Genomic DNA, 15,214 nt, shown 5'->3' on the forward strand with positions numbered 1-15,214 from the left:
TCACGTGGCGCCTTGATCCTGCTGCGCGGATGCAGGCGTGTCAACTATCGTGGCATTTACGGTCCATTGACGGCTGAATCTCGCCACAGTTGTGGCGAGACCTGGATGTCAGTTCGACGCAACGGCTACGCTCCGGTTGGTTCCGGGAAGCAAGAACAACGATGTGAGCGAGACGTAGGAGACCTGTCGGTGACGGATGGCTTCGAGATACCGGGAGCCGCGGCGCAGGGTCTGCTACCGGCCGTCGTGGCCCGTGTCACCGCCCTCGCCGACCGGCTGGGCGTGCCGCACGAGCGGGTCTTCGACGTCGCGCGGCTGTCGGCCGAGTCCGGCGTCCCGGAGCCGGTGGTGAAGGCCCTGCTCAGCGGAGTGCCCGCCGGGGAGCCGGACCTGCAGGCGCGTTTCCTGCAGCGTCTGGACCTGCTGCGCCGCACCCGGCTGAAACCCAACGGGCGCAAGTACACCCAGCAGGAGATCGCCGACGGCGCGGGCATGTCGCGCCAGCAGGCGGGTGCCCTCATCAACGGCGACCGGCGCCCCACCATGGAGCACTGCGATGCCATTCAGCGTTTCTTCGGCGTGCATGCCGGGTTCCTGACGGCCGAGGACCCCGAGGCGCTCGGACACGCCCTCCAGCGCTCGGAGCAGGAGCTCCTCCAGCAGCTCGCCGACCGCGAGCGTGCGGCGGCCGAGGCCGCCGGCGACCCGCTGGAGCGGCTGTTGCAGGACCACGGTGTGCGCGGCATCGCCTGGCGGGCTGCCCAGCTGCCCACCGACCAGCATCGGGACAAGGTCGCCGAGTGGCTGGACATGCTCCTGGAGAGCGTCAAGCGGCCCGAGTCGTGATCCGGGAGAGAACCGTGGGCATCGGAAGGGAAATGCGCCGCCTGTGCGGCGAGTTGGTCGCGGGGCTGTCACTCCCGGCGCCGGCGGAACCCGCCGACCTGTACGCCGCGCTGTGCGACGGCATGAGCAGGCGCCGCGGCCGTCCCGTCCGCTTCCGTACGGCCGCCTTCCCGCCGGGCACGGCGAGCGGACTCTGGCTCGACATGGCCGACCAGGACCTCGTCGTCATCGAGGAACGCACCGCCCCCGACCACCAGTTGGTGATCCTCGGCCATGAACTGTGGCACATGAACGCCGGACACCACGGCCACCATGTGGAAGGCGCCGAGGTCGCGGCGCGCCTGCTGCACGACGGGGCGGATCTGCAGGCCACCGTGCACAAGGTCGCCGCCCGTACGCACTTCGACCTCGCCGACGAGAAGGACGCGGAGAGCTTCGGACTGCTGCTGGCGAGCAAGTGCCGCACCTGGCTGGCCGGTTCCTCCCTGCGCGGGCCCGTGAAGCGGGACGACCTGGCGGGGCGGATCGAGGCGTCGCTCGGTTACCGCGGACCGCGGGGCTGAGGGGCTCGGGACGCAGATTCCATGGACGGTTCCAGCTATTACGTTCCGGCCGCCGCGATGGGCCTGGCGCTCACCTTCAAGGCGCCCGCACTATCCCGTTCCTGGCGCGATCCCCTGCTCAGGTCGGTGTGCGCGCTGCTGGCGCTGGCCGGCCTGGTGTTCTTCTTCGCCGCACCCCCTACCATCGGGAAGGTCAACGACCTCACGGGCATCACCAACGTCTCGGCGCCTCTGGTGTACTGCCTGCTGAGCGGGTTCAGCGCGTCGTGTCTGGTGCTCGTCGTCAACTGGCGCGGTGGCCCGCCCGAGGAGACCCGGCGCACCACCCGGCGGATCGTCACCGGGTACGGGGTGGTCGTGGTCGCCCTGGTGGCGCTGTTCGCGCTCGGCGACGCCCCGGTGGAACGGCTGGTCGACTTCGACACGTACTACGCCCGCACCCCGTACGTGGGCGAGATGATCGTGCTGTACCTGCTGGCGCTCACCGTGGCGGGCGTCGCGATGAACTTCATGTGCGGGCGCTGGGCCCTGCAGGTGCGCGGCTGGCTGCGCGTCGGACTGCTGATCATCGTGATCGGCTATCTGTTCAACCTGGCCTATCTGACGACCAAGTTCACCGCCGTCGTCGCCCGCTGGTACGGCCACGACCTGGACTACCTCAGCAGCGACGCGGCGCCCGTGCTGGCCTCGGCCGGGGCGCAGATCAGCGCGGTCGGCTTCTGCCTGCCGCTGGCCTGTCAGCGCGTCGGGGACAGCTGGAGCACCTGGGCGACCTACCGCCGACTCGGGCCGCTGTGGCGCGAGCTGCGCCCGGTGTCCGGGCACGCGGACCGCGGCGTGCGCATCTCCTGGTGGTCGGCGGTCGAACTCCAGGTCACCCAGCGGGAGTCCGACATCCACGACGGCATGCTCGGCCTGTACCCCTACTTCGACTCCGAGCTGCGCTCCCGCGCCTACGACGCCGCCCTGGCGGGCGGCTCCGATCCCCTGGACGCTCAGGCCGAGGCCGACGCGGCGATGGTGGCGGCAGCCGTGCGGGCGAGGGCCGCCGATCCGGAGGGCAGGGTGATCAGCTCGGTGGGGGCGGACGGCGCCTCCGCCACGTCCCCCGAGGTTCCCCGCGACCTCGTACGGATGTCGACCGCCCTGCGTCAGTCACCCGTCGTCGCGGCCGTCCGGGAACCGGCCGGGACCAGGCCAGGAAGCGACTTCCATGAGCGAACCCGCTAGCACCTCCCCGAGCACGAGACCGCGCGCCGTCGTGATCGGCGGAGGCATGTCCGGCATGCTGGCCGCCGCGTCCCTGCGCGCGTACGCCGACGTCACCGTCGTCGAGCGGGATGTGCTGCCCGAGGGCCCCGAGCCGCGCAAGGGACTCCCGCAGGCCCGGCATGTGCATGTGATCTGGTCCGGGGGCGCCCGTGCCATGGAGAAGCTGCTGCCGGGGGTGACCGAGGCGTGGCTCGCGGCGGGCGCCCGGCGTGTGCCGCTGCCCACGGGCCTGGTGTCGCTGCAGCCGCGGGGCTGGTTCCGGCGCTGGCCCGAGATGCAGTTCATGATCGCGTGCAGCCGTGATCTGCTCGACTGGGTGGTGCGTGAGCGCGTCACCGGGAGCGAGCGCGTGACCGTGGTCCAGCGGACCGAACTGCTGTCCCTGGAAGGCGACGCCTCCCGGGTGACGGGCGTGCGGGTGCGGACGGCCGACGGCGAGGAGCGGGTTCTGTCGGCCGACCTGGTCGTGGACGCCGCGGGACGCGGTTCGCGGGCGGCGGCCTGGCTGGAGGCGCTGGGCGTGCCACAGGCGCCGATGGAGGAGGTGGACTCGGGACTCGTCTACGCCAGCCGGATCTACCGGGCACCCGCGGGCACGGAGGAGTTCCCCCTGGTCAACGTGCAGTCGGACGCGACCGTGCCGGTGCCGGGACGGACCACGACCATCGAGCCGGTCGAGGGCGGGCGGTGGCTGGTGACGCTGTCGGGCACGCGCGGCGGTGAGCCTCCGGCCACCGCCGAGGAGTTCGAGACCTTCGCCCGCGAGAGCGTGCGGCATCCGGTGGTGGGCGAGTTGCTCGCGCACGCGGAGCCGCTGACGGACCCGGTCGTCACCCGCAGCACGGTCAACCGCCGGAGGTTCTACGAGAAGGTCAGAGGCTGGCCCGAGGGGTTCGTCGCGATCGGCGACTCCGTGGCCACCTACAACCCGGTCTACGGGCACGGGCTCTCGGTCGCCGCGCAGGGTGCCGTGGCGCTGGGCGAACTGGTGGCCCGGCACGGGGCGGCCGCGCAGGGGCTCGCGCGGCGGGTGCAGCAGGCGGTGGCCCGTCCGGTGGCGACGGCCTGGGAGTTCGCGACCAGCACGGACATCCACTACCCGGGTGCGATCGGCAAGGCGCCGAGCCCCGCCAACCGCGTCCTCGGCGCCTACGTCAACCGGCTGATGCTCACCGCGACCGGCCGTCCGCTCGTCGCCAGGGCGTTCTTCGACGTGGTCACCCTGTCGAAGCCGGTGAGCGAACTGGTCAGACCTGCGGTCCTGATCGCCGTCCTGCGCGGCCCCCGCCGGCCGCGCCTGACGGCGCCGCCGCTGTCGGCGGACGAGTGGAAGACGGTCACGGGGTCGGCGGAAGGCCCGCAAGGAGACGAAGGCCGGGAGAGCGCGGCCTAGCGGGTGCCGAGGCCGGGACGCAACCCGTGGAACCGGTGCCGGGTCGAGTGGCGCTGCGTTCGCTCGCCCCGCGCACGCTCCGGTCCGGCGGCCGGTTCCCGGACGTACCGGGGCGGCCGACCCGCAGAAGTGCCCGCCGGTGGCCGCGTCTCCACGCCGCCGGGGGTGCGGAGCCGGTGAACTCCTCGACCAGGGTGCGGAAGCGCGCGGGGCCGGTGTGGAACGGGAAGCGGACCGCGCCCTCGAAGATCTCCAGACGGCTGCCGGGCATCGCCTCGGGCGCCCGGCGGGCGTGCCGCACCCGCACCACACCGTCCGGCCGCCCCGGAGCAGCAGGGTGGGCATGCCCTCGGTCAGACAGCAGCGGTCGTACAGGGTGACCGCCTGACCATGGTGACCGCCTGGCCCCACCCGTCGACCACGGCCCGCAGCGTGCGGATGAAGGCGCTACGGGACGCGGCGTCCGGCAGCGCGTCCACCAGGTTCCGCAACTCCGCCGGATCTGGCCGAAATCCATGTCCGGCAGCCGCGTGGGAAGGCCCTTGTTCTCCAGCACAGGGGGCGGATTCCCGTGGGGTTCCGGCCGGGTTTCGCCTCCGCCAAGCAGGCGAACCCGCAGGGAGGCGGCCGGGATTGTCAGTGGCGGACGGCAAGCTGGGAGGTGCGCCCGAGGTGCGCGCGGTGGCCGTCCGCGTGCCGTCGGCGTGTGCCGTGCACATACCGCCGTGCGACGCCCCGTCGCACGGCCGAAACCGGGGAGAGCCGACCGATGCCGACCGCCGTCCTGACCGACCGCCAGCGCGCCGCCGTGCAGGCCTATCTGCGTCTCCTGCACACGGTGCGGGCCGCCTTCGACGGCCCGCCGCACGCGCACCGACCCCCCGTGGTCCCGACCGCCGCGCTGGCCGAGGCCGACCGGGCCCTGGCCGAGGCGGGGCTGACGGGCACCGAGGAGGAGTTCTTCCGCCTGCTGGGCGGCTGGTGCCCCCGCTGACCCGGTGGACGGCTCAGACGTGGTGCACGACGACGGCCGTCGCGAGCAGGCCACCGTGTACGGTCCAGCGACCGTCGAAGGCCTCGACGCGTCGGCCGTCGACCAGCGGACCGGGCACCAGGAGCCGGGCCCGGAAACCGCCGGAGGGATTCGGGACGGCCCGGGTATCCGGCGCGCGCGACGCGTCCGGGGCCTTCGGGGCGGCGCCCGGGTCGATCTCCACGTCGGCCTCGAGGAAGTCCAGCCACTTGCCGGTCAGGGGGAACCAGGCCTTGTAGACCGACTCCTTGGCGCTGAACAGCAGCCGGTCCCAGTGCACGGAGGGATGGCGGTGGGAAAGACCCGCCAGCCGGGTCCGCTCGGTGGGCAGGGCCACCGCCTCCAGCACGCCGTCCGGGAGCCGGTCGTGGAGTTCGGCGTCGATGCCGAGCGAGGCGAGTTCGCCGACCCGGACAAGGGCGGCGGCACAGTAGCCGTCGCAGTGCGTCATGCTGCCGATCAGCCCGTCCGGCCAGCGCGGTGCGCCGCGTTCGCCGGGCAGGACCGGCTGCGGCGGCACGCCGAGCTTCTCCATGGCGTGCCGGGCGCAGGCCCGTACGGCGGTGAACTCCTGGCGCCGCTTGTCCACCGCCCGCGCTATGACCGCTTCTTCCTCCGGGTAGAGGCCGACGCCGTCGCCCAGCGCGTCACGGCCTTGTGCCTCCACGACCACGACCGGCCCCGGAAGCAGCTCCTCGATCACCTGCTTGGTCCTCCATCGGCAGAATACGGCGCAGTTCCCCGGGCGGCTGCGGGCGCGGACCCCATTCGCGGGGGTAGCCCAGGGACACCTCTTCGAAGCGGACGCCCTCGTGGTGGGTGGTCCGCGGGATGTGCAGATGGCCGTAGACCATGCACGCCACCGGGAAGCGGCGGTGCCAGTCGGCGGTCAGGCGGGTGCCGCACCACATGGCGAACTCGGGGTAGCGCAGGATGTCCGTCGGATGCCGGTCCAGTGGGTAGTGGTTCACGAGCACCACGGGCACATCGCCGGGGATCTCCGTCAGCCTGCGCTCGGTTTCGGCCACCCGGGCTTCGCACCACGCGTCGCGACCGGGATAGGGATCGGGATGCAGCAGGTACTCGTCGGTGCACACGATCCCGGTGTCGTGCGCGTAAGCCAGCCCCTGCTCCTTGGTCGTGCAGCCCTTCGGCAGGAACGAGTAGTCGTAGAGGAGGAACAGCGGGGCGACGACAGCGGGACCGCCGGGCCCCTCCCAGACCGGGTAGGGGTCCTCGGGTGTGGTCACACCCAGCTCCCGGCACACGGCGACCAGGTGCTCGTACCGCTCGACGCCGCGCAGGGTGACGGTGTCCCTCTGATGGGTCCACAGCTCGTGGTTGCCGGGCGCCCAGATCACCCGGCGGAAACGACCGGCGAGCAGTTCCAGGGCCCAGCGGATGTCGGCCACGGTCTCGGCCACGTCACCGGCGACCAGCAGCCAGTCCTCGTCCGAGGTCGGCCGCATGCGCTCGACGAGGGCGCGGTTCTCGGCGTACCCGACGTGCAGGTCGCTGATGGCGAGCAGGCGTCCACGGCCGTCCGTCGACTCCACCTGACGCCCCCTTCGAGAACCGAATGCGCCCACAAGACCACATCCGGTCGCGGACGGACAAGAGCGACCCGCGACAGGCGCCCGACCGCGGCTGGAAACAACCCCACCAGCTGCTCGGGGGTCCCGGAAAACGGCCCTTGCCGCCTGGACGGGGGCCGGAGAAAATCCGTAACACGCGCGTAGCGGTGGTGGCGCCCGGAAGGGCCTATGATCGCCCCAGCACATCCGTCGCGGACGCCGCAGAAGCGTACGGCGGTTCGGTGCACCTCCCTCTCCCCTGGCCGGGCACGGTCTGCTTCGCCCTGCCCGCACAACCGTGAAAGGCGGCCTGCATGGTCTCTCGCGTACGCGTCTGGCTCAACCGCACGTACGCGGAGAACGTGTTCTTCATGGATCAGCTGCGGAGAAATCCCAGCGACCGGGCCGTCGAGATCCACGCCACGCACGGTGACCCCGACTCGCCCGTCCTGGCGGCGGCGGACACCGCCGATCTGGAGCCGGAGGGCCTGTCCCCGGCCGCTTACGTCGAGTACGCCCTCGACCAGTGCGCACGGCGCGGCATCGACGTCTTCGTGCCCCGGCTGCACCAGGAGACGATCGTCGCGCACCGCGCCGAGTTCGAGACGGCCGGCACGGCGCTGCTGGCGCCGTCCGCCGAGGGCGTCGCGGTCTTCCAGGACAAGGCGACGGCGTACCGGGCCGTGGAGTCGATCGGGGTACCGGTGCCACCGTGGTGGCGGGTGACCGACGCGGACGAGCTCGTCGCCGCTGTCGATGAGTTGGAGGCCGCCGGGCACAAGGCGTGCTTCAAGCCGGCGGCGGGTGCGGGCGGGGTCGGCTTCCGCGTGATCACGCGCACCCCGTTCTCTCTCGACCACCTGAGCGGCTTCCCGAGCCCGTACGTACCGCTCGACCTGGTCGTAGGGGCGGTGCGCGAGGCCGAGGAGCCGGTGGACTGGCTGGTGATGCCGCGCCTGGAGGAGCCCGAGGTGTCGGTCGACTGCCTGACCGGGCGGGACAACCGGATCCGTATGGCGGTGGGCCGCGCCAAGCAGGGCCGTCGGCGCGGGTTCACGCTGGACGAGAAGTGGCTGGAGCCGGCGCGGCGCCTCGCGGAGGGCTTCGGGTTGCACTTCCTGTCCAACATCCAGTTCCGGATGTTCGGCGACGAGGCGGTGCTGCTGGACGTCAACACGCGCCCCGCGGGCGGGCTGCACCAGCTGTCGCTGTGCGGGATCAACGCCCCTTGGGCGGCTGTGCAGTTGGCGCTGGGCGAGGATCCGGGGGAGGTCGTGCCGCCGTTCCTGGGCACGGACTACTCCGTGGTGGCCGGGCCGCGTCCGGTGCGTGCGGCTTCGGTGCCGCAGCAGCGGGTGGAGGAACAGGCCCCGGTGCTGCCCGCCGTGCCGGTCGACTCCTTCCAGGCGGCTACGGGGGAGGTCCTGCCCCTTTACAGCGGCTGACACCCCGTCGAACTCCGTCGCTCCCGCCTCGTGATCACGTAGCGCTTGCGCCCGGGGCCGTCCCCGGGTTCCGCCTCGGCGACTCGCGTCCAGGACGGCCTGCCACCCCTGACGTTGCCACCAAGGCCACGACGGCGATGAACGATGCACGCCACGCCGGCGCGTGACACCGGTTGGCGAGACCGCGCGACCGCGTTCGCCTCCCCCGCAGGCGCGCCACGCGACAACCGGGGCCACAAGGCGCCCCCCCCTCAGGTATGGACCAATCCGCGCTCGACCCTTGACACCAGGATTGGTCCATACCAACTTTGTTGCGCACCCTTCTGCACTCCCCAGCACTCCCGAAACCCCCACTTCCTCCAGGGAGATCGTGTGCGCACAGCTCTCAGACGTTCCAGACGCGCCTTCTTCGCCCTCATGGGCTCCGCCGCCCTCGCCCTGGCCGGGGCGGTCGCCCTGCCCGGGACCGCTCACGCGGCCAACGTCCTGTCCAACCCGGGCTTCGAGTCCGGTGGCCTCTCGCCCTGGACCTGTACCGGCAACCTCGGCTCGGTCGTCTCCAGCCCCGTCCACAGCGGCTCCAAGGCCCTTGCGGGAGCCGTGAGTTCGAGCGACGACGCCCAGTGCAGCCAGACCGTCTCCGTGCAGCCGAACACCACGTACACCCTCAGCGGCTGGGTCCGCGGCTCCTACGTCTACCTGGGGGTGGACGGCGGCGCCTCGACCTGGACGACGTCCCCGTCGTCGTACAGCGAGCTCTCCGTCACCTTCACCACCGGTGCGTCGCAGACCGCTGCCACCGTCTACATACACGGCTGGTACGCACAAGGCACCTACTACGCCGACGACATCAACCTCGACGGACCGGGCGGGGGCGGCGGCGGTGGCGACACCCAGGCGCCGACCGCGCCGACGGGCCTGACCTCCACGGGAAAGACGTCGTCGAGCGTGTCACTGAAGTGGAACGCCTCCAGCGACAACGTGGGCGTGGCGGCGTACGACATCTACAGCGGCTCGAACCAGGTGCTCAGCGCCTCGGGTACGACGGCCACCGTGAGCGGCCTCTCGCCCAGCACGTCCTACACCTTCACGGTCAAGGCACGGGACGCGGCCGGGAACGTCTCCGGGGCGTCCAACGCCGTGACCGTGACCACGGACGCCGGCAGCGGCGGCGGGGGCGGAGGCGGCTTCAAACAGGCCGCGCCGTACCTGTACGAGGGCTGGGGCGACCCGCCGAACCCGGCCACGGTGATGAGCACGACCGGGATCAAGTGGTTCACCATGGCGTTCGTCCTGGACTCCGGCGGCTGCACGCCCGCCTGGGACGGCAGCCGGCCGCTGACCGGCGGCGCCGACCAGAGCGCGGTCAACGCCATCCGCTCGGCGGGCGGTGACATCGTCCCGTCGTTCGGCGGCTGGCAGGGCAGCAAGCTCGGTGCCAACTGCTCCTCGGCGAGCGCGCTCGCCGGGGCCCTGCAGAAGGTGATCGACGCCTACGGCCTGAAGGCGATCGACATGGACATCGAGAACTCGGACGAATTCGAGAACGAGGCCGTCCAGGCGAAGATCCTCACCGCGCTGAAGACCGTCAAGGCGAACAACCCGGGCCTGAGGACGATCGTCACCTTCGGCACCTCGACGACCGGCCCGACCTATTACGGCAACCGGCTCATCGAGCAGGCTCAGTCGCTGAACGCCGACATCGACGTCTTCACGATCATGCCGTTCGACTTCGGCGGCGGTTCCGACATGTACGGGAACACCGTGAACGCCGCCGAGGGCCTGAAGACCAAACTGAAGTCCACGTTCGGCTGGGACGACGCGACCGCGTACTCCCACATCGGTATCTCCGGCATGAACGGCCTGTCCGACCAGCAGGAGAACACCACTCCGGGGATCTGGACCCAGATCCGCGACTGGGCGAACTCCCATCACATCGCCCGGCTGGCCTTCTGGTCGGTCAACCGGGACCGGCCCTGCCCGGGCGGCGGCGTGGTGAGCAACTGCTCCGGCATCAGCCAGAGCAACTGGCAGTTCACCTCCATCACGGCCGGGTTCACCGGCTGAGTACCGTCAGGCGGCGGCCGGCCCCCGCGGGGGCCGGCCGCCATGGCATGTCAGAGGCGGGCCGAGCCCGACTCGGCGCCGGCGAACCAGAGTCGCACGGCCACGGGTCAGCCCCTGCGCAGGCGGAGCGTCAGGACCTGGAAGGGCCGCAGGGTGACGGGGACGCCACCGCCGACGACGTCCGCGTCCTCGAGCGGCCGCTCCAGCAGGTCGGTCACCTGCGCGCCGGCGAGCGGGAAGCCCGTGCGCAGCACGCCCTCGGCGCGGCCGCCCCGGGACTCGTAGAGCCGTACGACCACGTCACCGGACTCGTCGTCGGCGAGCTTCACGGCCTCCACGGTGACGCCCTCGCCGTCCACGGAGACGACCGGCTCCGGCGCGCCCGCCGCATCCGCCACCCGCAGCGGGAGGTTGAGGGCGTAGCCCTCGGCCACCGCGTCGTCGATCGTGGCGCCCGGGAGGAGCGAGTAGGTGAAGCGGTGGCGGCCCTGGTCGGCGCCCGGGTCCGGGATCCGCGGGGCTCGGACCAGGCTGAGGCGGACGGTGGTCGTGGTGCCGCCGTCCGCCCTCACCGTGCGGGAGACGTCGTGGCCGTACGTCGAGTCGTTGATGACCGCGACGCCGTAGCCGGGCTCGGCGATGTGCACCCAGCGGTGGCCGCAGACCTCGAAGCGGGCCGCCTCCCAGCTCGTATTGGTGTGCGTGGGCCGCTGGATGTGGCCGAACTGGATCTCCGCGGAGGAGTGGGGGGCGCGGATGTCGACCGGGAAGCCCGCCTTGAGGAACTTCTCCGCCTCGTGCCAGTCGATGTCCGTCTCGAAGTCGATCCGCGGGCTGCCCGCGCGGAGCGTGATCGTCTGAGTGATCTTGGAGCCCTTGCCGAAGCCGCGCTCCACGCGGATCGAGCCGAGCAGCGGGTCCTCGTCGACGACCGTGACGGAGTCGGCGTCCAGCAGGTCCGTGTAGCGGTTCCTGTAGTGCTTGTCGACATCCCAGGCGTCCCAGTGGTTGGGCAGGTCGGTGTGCAGGCGGAGCAGGTTGCCCGCGTCGGCGAGGACTTCGCGGCCGCCGGCCCGCAGGTCGCGTACGGACGTCAGCGTGCCGTCCTCGGCCACCTCGACCCGTACCAGGCCGTTGTCGAGCACACGGCCGCGCACCGTGACGGGCTGCGGGGGCTCGGCGACCGCGACCGGCGCGCTGCCGTTGGCCGGCACCTCCACGTACACCGGCACGCCCGTGGCCGTGCGGATGACCTCGGCACGGTGGTACGGGCTGGTGTTGAAGACGCGCGGCCCGCCGGCGCCGAGGGCGGCGACCGCCTCGGCCGTCAGCTCCTCCAGCTCCCGGGCGACACGTGCGTACTCGGCCTCGGCCTCGCGGTGCACCCAGGCGATCGAGGAGCCCGGCAGGATGTCGTGGAACTGGTGCAGCAGGACCGTCTTCCAGAGCCGGTCGAGCTTCGCGTACGGGTACGCGTAGCCCGGCGCGTGCAGCGCGGCCGTCGCCGCCCACAGCTCGGCCTCGCGCAGCCGGTGTTCGCTGCGCCGGTTGCCCTGCTTGGTGCGGGCCTGGGAGGTGTAGGTGGCCCGGTGCAGTTCCAGGTACAGCTCGCCGACCCAGACCGGGGCGTCGGGGTACTCCGCGAGGGCCTTGGCGAAGAACGCGTCGGGGTGCTCGATCTCGACCTTCGGGGAGCCCTCCAGGTCCTTCAGCCGACGCGCCCGTTCCATGATCTCGCGGGTGGGGCCGCCACCGCCGTCACCCCAGCCGAAGGGTGCCAGCGAGCGCGTCGCGCCGCCCTTCTCGGAGTAGTTGCGCACCGCCCGGGCCATCTCCTCGCCGCTGAAGCGGGCGTTGTAGGTGTCGACCGGCGGGAAGTGGGTGAAGATGCGGGTGCCGTCGATGCCCTCCCACCAGAAGGTGTGGTGGGGGAACTTGTTGGTCTGGTTCCAGGAGATCTTCTGGGTGAGGAACCACTCGTTGCCGGCGAGCCTGGCGAGCTGTGGGTAGGCCGCGGTGTAGCCGAAGGAGTCCGGCAGCCACACGCCCTTGGTCTCGACGCCGAAGTGCTCGATGAAGAACCGCTTGCCGTGGACGAGTTGGCGGACGAGGGCCTCGCCGCCGGGCAGGTTGCCGTCGGCCTCCACCCACATGCCGCCGACCGGCGCCCACTGGCCCTTCTTCACCGATTCCTGGATGCGCGCCCACACGTGCGGGTGGTTGTCGCGCACCCACTCGTACTGCTGGGCCTGGGAGCAGGCGAAGACGAACTCCTCGTACTCGTCGGCCAGGGACGTGACGTTGGAGAAGGTGCGGGAGGTCTTGCGCTTGGTCTCGCGGAGCGGCCACAGCCAGGCCGAGTCGATGTGGGCGTGGCCGACGCCCGAGATGATGTGTGCGCTGGCGTGCGCGGGCCTGGTGAGGACGGGCTTCAGCGCCTGGCGTACGGAGGGTGCCGAGCCGGAGATGTCGTCGAGGTCGAGCAGGTCCATCGCCCGGTCGAGGGCGTGCATGATCTCGTGCCGGCGCGGGTCGTGCTCGCCGAGCTGCAGCATCAGCTCGCGCAGCACCTGGATGTCGAGGTCGAGGTGCCAGACCTCCTCGTCGAGGACGGCGATGTCGGCCCGCTGGAAGGTGTAGAGGGGCTTGTCCCCGGCCGTGAGCACGTCGCCGAGCGGGGTGGGGGCCGAGAAGCCGTTCGCGAGGATGTCCGGGTTGGAGGCGGCCTCGACGAGGTAGTGGATCTCCTCGCCGCCGACGGCCGGGTGGGCGATCGGGACGTACTGGTTGAGCGGGTTGACCGCCTTCAGCGGCCTGCCGTCGGTCAGGTGCACCAGGGCCTCGGCCTGGTTGCCGGGCCAGCCGCCGACGAAGCCGAGGTCGATGACGGCCTCGACACGCTTCCCGGCCCACTCGGCGGGCACCTGCCCGCGCATCCGGAACCAGGTGGTGCCCCACGGCGGGCCCCAGGGGGTGCCCATCGCGAAGGGCGTGTACGGCGCGCCGGCGGCCTCGGCGAACGGGACCGGCTCCCCCGGGGCCTGCCAGGCCTCCACCTCGAGGGGAACCGTGGCGGCGTGGATCGCGGTCTTGATGCGCTGGTCGTGGAGACGCTGGACGCGGTCCTCGATCCGGCGGCGTTCGTCGTGCATGAGGTGTCTCCTGGTGAGCGGGGACCGAGAGGGGAAAGCGCTTACTCAGAGGTGCTCACTTAAGGTACGCGAGCCCAGGGTGCACCGCCGTGTAGCCCTCGACCAGCCTGCGCGCCACGCTCACCGAGTCGACCAGCGGATGCAGGGCGAACGCCTTCACGGCCGTCGCACGGTCGCCGGACGCGGCGGCTGCGAGCACCTCGCGCTCGACCGCCTTGACCGCGCAGACCAGGCCGGTCGCGTGGCCGGGCAGCGGGTCGACGGCGACCGGGTGCGCACCGTTCGCGTCGACCAGGCAGGGCGCCTCGATCACGGCCTCGGTGTCCAGGGCGGACAGGGTGCCGCGGTTGCGGACGTTGAGGATCAGCGTCGTGCGCTCGTCCCGCGCGATGGCCCGCATCAGGGCGAGGGCGACCTTCTCGTAGCCGCCGGACAAGTCGTCGGCCTCGCGCTCGCCGGCGCCCGCGGTCTCGCGGTTCTCGGCCATGTAGGTCGCCTCCCGTTCGGCCCGGGTGCGTGCCCAGACCTCCAGCGCGGAGGCGTCCGACCGCGTGACCTGCTCGTAGAAGTGCGCCTGCTGGTCGCACAGGAAGGCGCCGCGGGTCTTCTCGGCGTGCTGGTAGGCGCCGACGGCCTCACGGTTGAAGTAGTAGTAGTGCAGATACTCGTTGGGGATCGCGCCGAGCGACTGCAGCCACTCCACCCCGAAGAGCTTGCCCTCCTCGAAGGAGCCGAGCAGGTCGGGGTCGGCGAGCAGGCGCGGGAGTTCGTCCCGGCCGGCGATGCGCAGGCCGCGGACCCAGCCGAGGTGGTTGAGGCCGACGTAGTCGATCCACGCCTCCTCGGGGTTCACGCCGAGGACACGGGCGATACGGCGGCCGAGGCCGACCGGTGAGTCGCAGATGCCGATCACGCGGTCGCCGAGGTGGCGGGACATGGCCTCGGTGACCAGGCCCGCCGGGTTGGTGAAGTTGATGGTCCAGGCGTCCGGAGCGAGCCGGGCCACCCGCCGGGCGATGTCGACGGCGACCGGGACGGTGCGCAGACCGTAGGCGATGCCCCCGGCGCCGACCGTCTCCTGGCCGAGGACGCCCTCCGCGAGGGCCACGCGCTCGTCGTTCGCCCTCCCCTCGAGGCCACCGACGCGGATCGCGGAGAAGACGAAGTCGGCGCCGCGCAGGGCCCCGTCGAGGTCGGTGGTGGCGGTCACCTCCGGCGCGCCGGGCACGCCCGCGGCCTGTTCGGCCAGGACGCGGGTCACGGCCGAGAGCCGGCCGGCGTCCACGTCGTGCAGCACGACACGGGTGACGCGACCCTCGGCGTGGTCCGTCAGGAGCGCCCCGTACACGAGCGGGACGCGGAACCCGCCGCCGCCCAGAATCGTCAGCTTCACGCTTGCACCTCTCCAGCCACGACCACCTCGACGCCCGCCTCGTCCAGCGAGGAGCGGGTCGCCGCGGTCACCGGCGCGTCCGACACCACCATGCCCAGGTCCTCGGGTCCGCAGACCTTCGCCATCCCCGCACCCGGGAACTTGGCCGAGTCGGCGGGCAGGACGACCCTGTCGCTCGCCTTGGTCACGGCCCGCTCGACCGGCACCCCGACGACCGTCGTGTCCCTCACCTGCCCGCCGGGCCGCACGCCGCTGCGGCGACCTCGGCGAATGCCTGGTCGCCCTCCTCGACGACGGCGCCGCCGTGCACCCGCGTGAGCAGGCCGTCCTCCTCCAGCCTGACGAGGTCGCGCCGGACGGTGGCGGGGCTCACCCCGAGCTGCTCGGAGAGACCGGTCACGGACGCGGGGCCGCCGGAGCGCAGGACCCGCAGGATGAGGTGGTGTCGTCGTTCCGCCAGCACGCCACGAACGCTA

General features: G+C 71.9%; 11 protein-coding genes and 1 pseudogene. 7 read left to right on the forward strand and 5 right to left on the reverse strand.

What is annotated here, in order from left to right; all coding sequences use genetic code 11:
* The first annotated feature begins 189 nt into the window (after positions 1-189).
* The 5 genes from AC5WS8_RS03400 (at position 190) to AC5WS8_RS03420 (ending at position 5,068) form a co-directional block, all read left to right on the forward strand.
* Entirely contained in the window at positions 190-846 is a 657-nt protein-coding gene (locus AC5WS8_RS03400) for a helix-turn-helix domain-containing protein (RefSeq protein ID WP_496101721.1), read from the forward strand.
* Between the two features lie 32 nt (positions 847-878).
* Positions 879-1,409, forward strand: a complete 531-nt coding sequence (locus AC5WS8_RS03405) for a toxin-antitoxin system, toxin component (RefSeq protein ID WP_496101942.1) — start codon at positions 879-881, stop codon at positions 1,407-1,409.
* A 21-nt stretch (positions 1,410-1,430) separates the two neighbouring features.
* Positions 1,431-2,639: an MAB_1171c family putative transporter gene (locus tag AC5WS8_RS03410; protein WP_496101722.1), complete on the forward strand. Its 1,209-nt coding sequence runs from the start codon at positions 1,431-1,433 to the stop codon at positions 2,637-2,639.
* A complete protein-coding gene (locus AC5WS8_RS03415; protein ID WP_496101723.1) occupies positions 2,623-4,074 on the forward strand; it encodes an FAD-dependent oxidoreductase in 1,452 nt (483 codons plus the stop codon). Before AC5WS8_RS03410 ends, AC5WS8_RS03415 begins: the two co-directional genes overlap by 17 nt.
* Before the next feature lie 769 nt (positions 4,075-4,843).
* Entirely contained in the window at positions 4,844-5,068 is a 225-nt protein-coding gene (locus AC5WS8_RS03420; protein WP_496101724.1) for a hypothetical protein, read from the forward strand.
* 13 nt (positions 5,069-5,081) lie between these two features.
* On the opposite strand, the gene AC5WS8_RS03425 is transcribed toward AC5WS8_RS03420, so the two are convergent.
* Both AC5WS8_RS03425 and AC5WS8_RS03430 read right to left on the reverse strand, forming a co-directional pair.
* Positions 5,082-5,810 carry a 4'-phosphopantetheinyl transferase family protein gene (locus tag AC5WS8_RS03425; RefSeq protein ID WP_496101725.1) on the reverse strand — a complete coding sequence of 243 codons (729 nt, stop codon included), beginning with the start codon at positions 5,808-5,810 and terminating at the stop codon, positions 5,082-5,084.
* Complete coding sequence (locus tag AC5WS8_RS03430; RefSeq protein WP_496101726.1) at positions 5,755-6,663, reverse strand: metallophosphoesterase family protein; 909 nt, start codon at positions 6,661-6,663, stop codon at positions 5,755-5,757. Before AC5WS8_RS03430 ends, AC5WS8_RS03425 begins: the two co-directional genes overlap by 56 nt.
* A 332-nt stretch (positions 6,664-6,995) precedes the next feature.
* On the opposite strand from AC5WS8_RS03430, the gene AC5WS8_RS03435 reads away from it, so the two are divergent.
* Positions 6,996-8,126 carry an ATP-grasp domain-containing protein gene (locus tag AC5WS8_RS03435; protein ID WP_496101727.1) on the forward strand — a complete coding sequence of 377 codons (1,131 nt, stop codon included), beginning with the start codon at positions 6,996-6,998 and terminating at the stop codon, positions 8,124-8,126.
* A gap of 372 nt (positions 8,127-8,498) precedes the next feature.
* Positions 8,499-10,193: a carbohydrate binding domain-containing protein gene (locus AC5WS8_RS03440; RefSeq protein ID WP_496101728.1), complete on the forward strand. Its 1,695-nt coding sequence runs from the start codon at positions 8,499-8,501 to the stop codon at positions 10,191-10,193.
* Between the two features lie 107 nt (positions 10,194-10,300).
* On the opposite strand, the gene AC5WS8_RS03445 is transcribed toward AC5WS8_RS03440, so the two are convergent.
* From AC5WS8_RS03445 to AC5WS8_RS03455, 3 genes and pseudogenes are all read right to left on the reverse strand, one after another.
* Positions 10,301-13,345, reverse strand: a complete 3,045-nt coding sequence (locus AC5WS8_RS03445; RefSeq protein ID WP_496101729.1) for an alpha-mannosidase — start codon at positions 13,343-13,345, stop codon at positions 10,301-10,303.
* 55 nt (positions 13,346-13,400) lie between these two features.
* A complete protein-coding gene (locus AC5WS8_RS03450; RefSeq protein WP_496101730.1) occupies positions 13,401-14,738 on the reverse strand; it encodes a 6-phospho-beta-glucosidase in 1,338 nt (445 codons plus the stop codon).
* Positions 14,735-15,201 (reverse strand): annotated as a pseudogene (locus AC5WS8_RS03455) (DeoR family transcriptional regulator). The gene AC5WS8_RS03450 and the pseudogene AC5WS8_RS03455 overlap by 4 nt, the downstream one beginning before the upstream one ends.
* Positions 15,202-15,214: the final 13 nt, after the last annotated feature.

It is taken from the genome of Streptomyces sp. PTL18, from assembly GCF_059510295.1.

Bases quoted from the DNA above. Each gene is read 5' to 3' on its own strand.
- AC5WS8_RS03415 (WP_496101723.1), top strand. From the start codon at position 2,623: ATGAGCGAACCCGCTAGCACCTCCCCGAGCACGAGACCGCGCGCCGTC.
- AC5WS8_RS03405 (WP_496101942.1), top strand. From the start codon at position 879: ATGCGCCGCCTGTGCGGCGAGTTGGTCGCGGGGCTGTCACTCCCGGCG.
- AC5WS8_RS03420 (WP_496101724.1), top strand. From the start codon at position 4,844: ATGCCGACCGCCGTCCTGACCGACCGCCAGCGCGCCGCCGTGCAGGCC.
- AC5WS8_RS03435 (WP_496101727.1), top strand. From the start codon at position 6,996: ATGGTCTCTCGCGTACGCGTCTGGCTCAACCGCACGTACGCGGAGAAC.
- AC5WS8_RS03410 (WP_496101722.1), top strand. From the start codon at position 1,431: ATGGACGGTTCCAGCTATTACGTTCCGGCCGCCGCGATGGGCCTGGCG.
- AC5WS8_RS03445 (WP_496101729.1), bottom strand. From the start codon at position 13,345: ATGCACGACGAACGCCGCCGGATCGAGGACCGCGTCCAGCGTCTCCAC.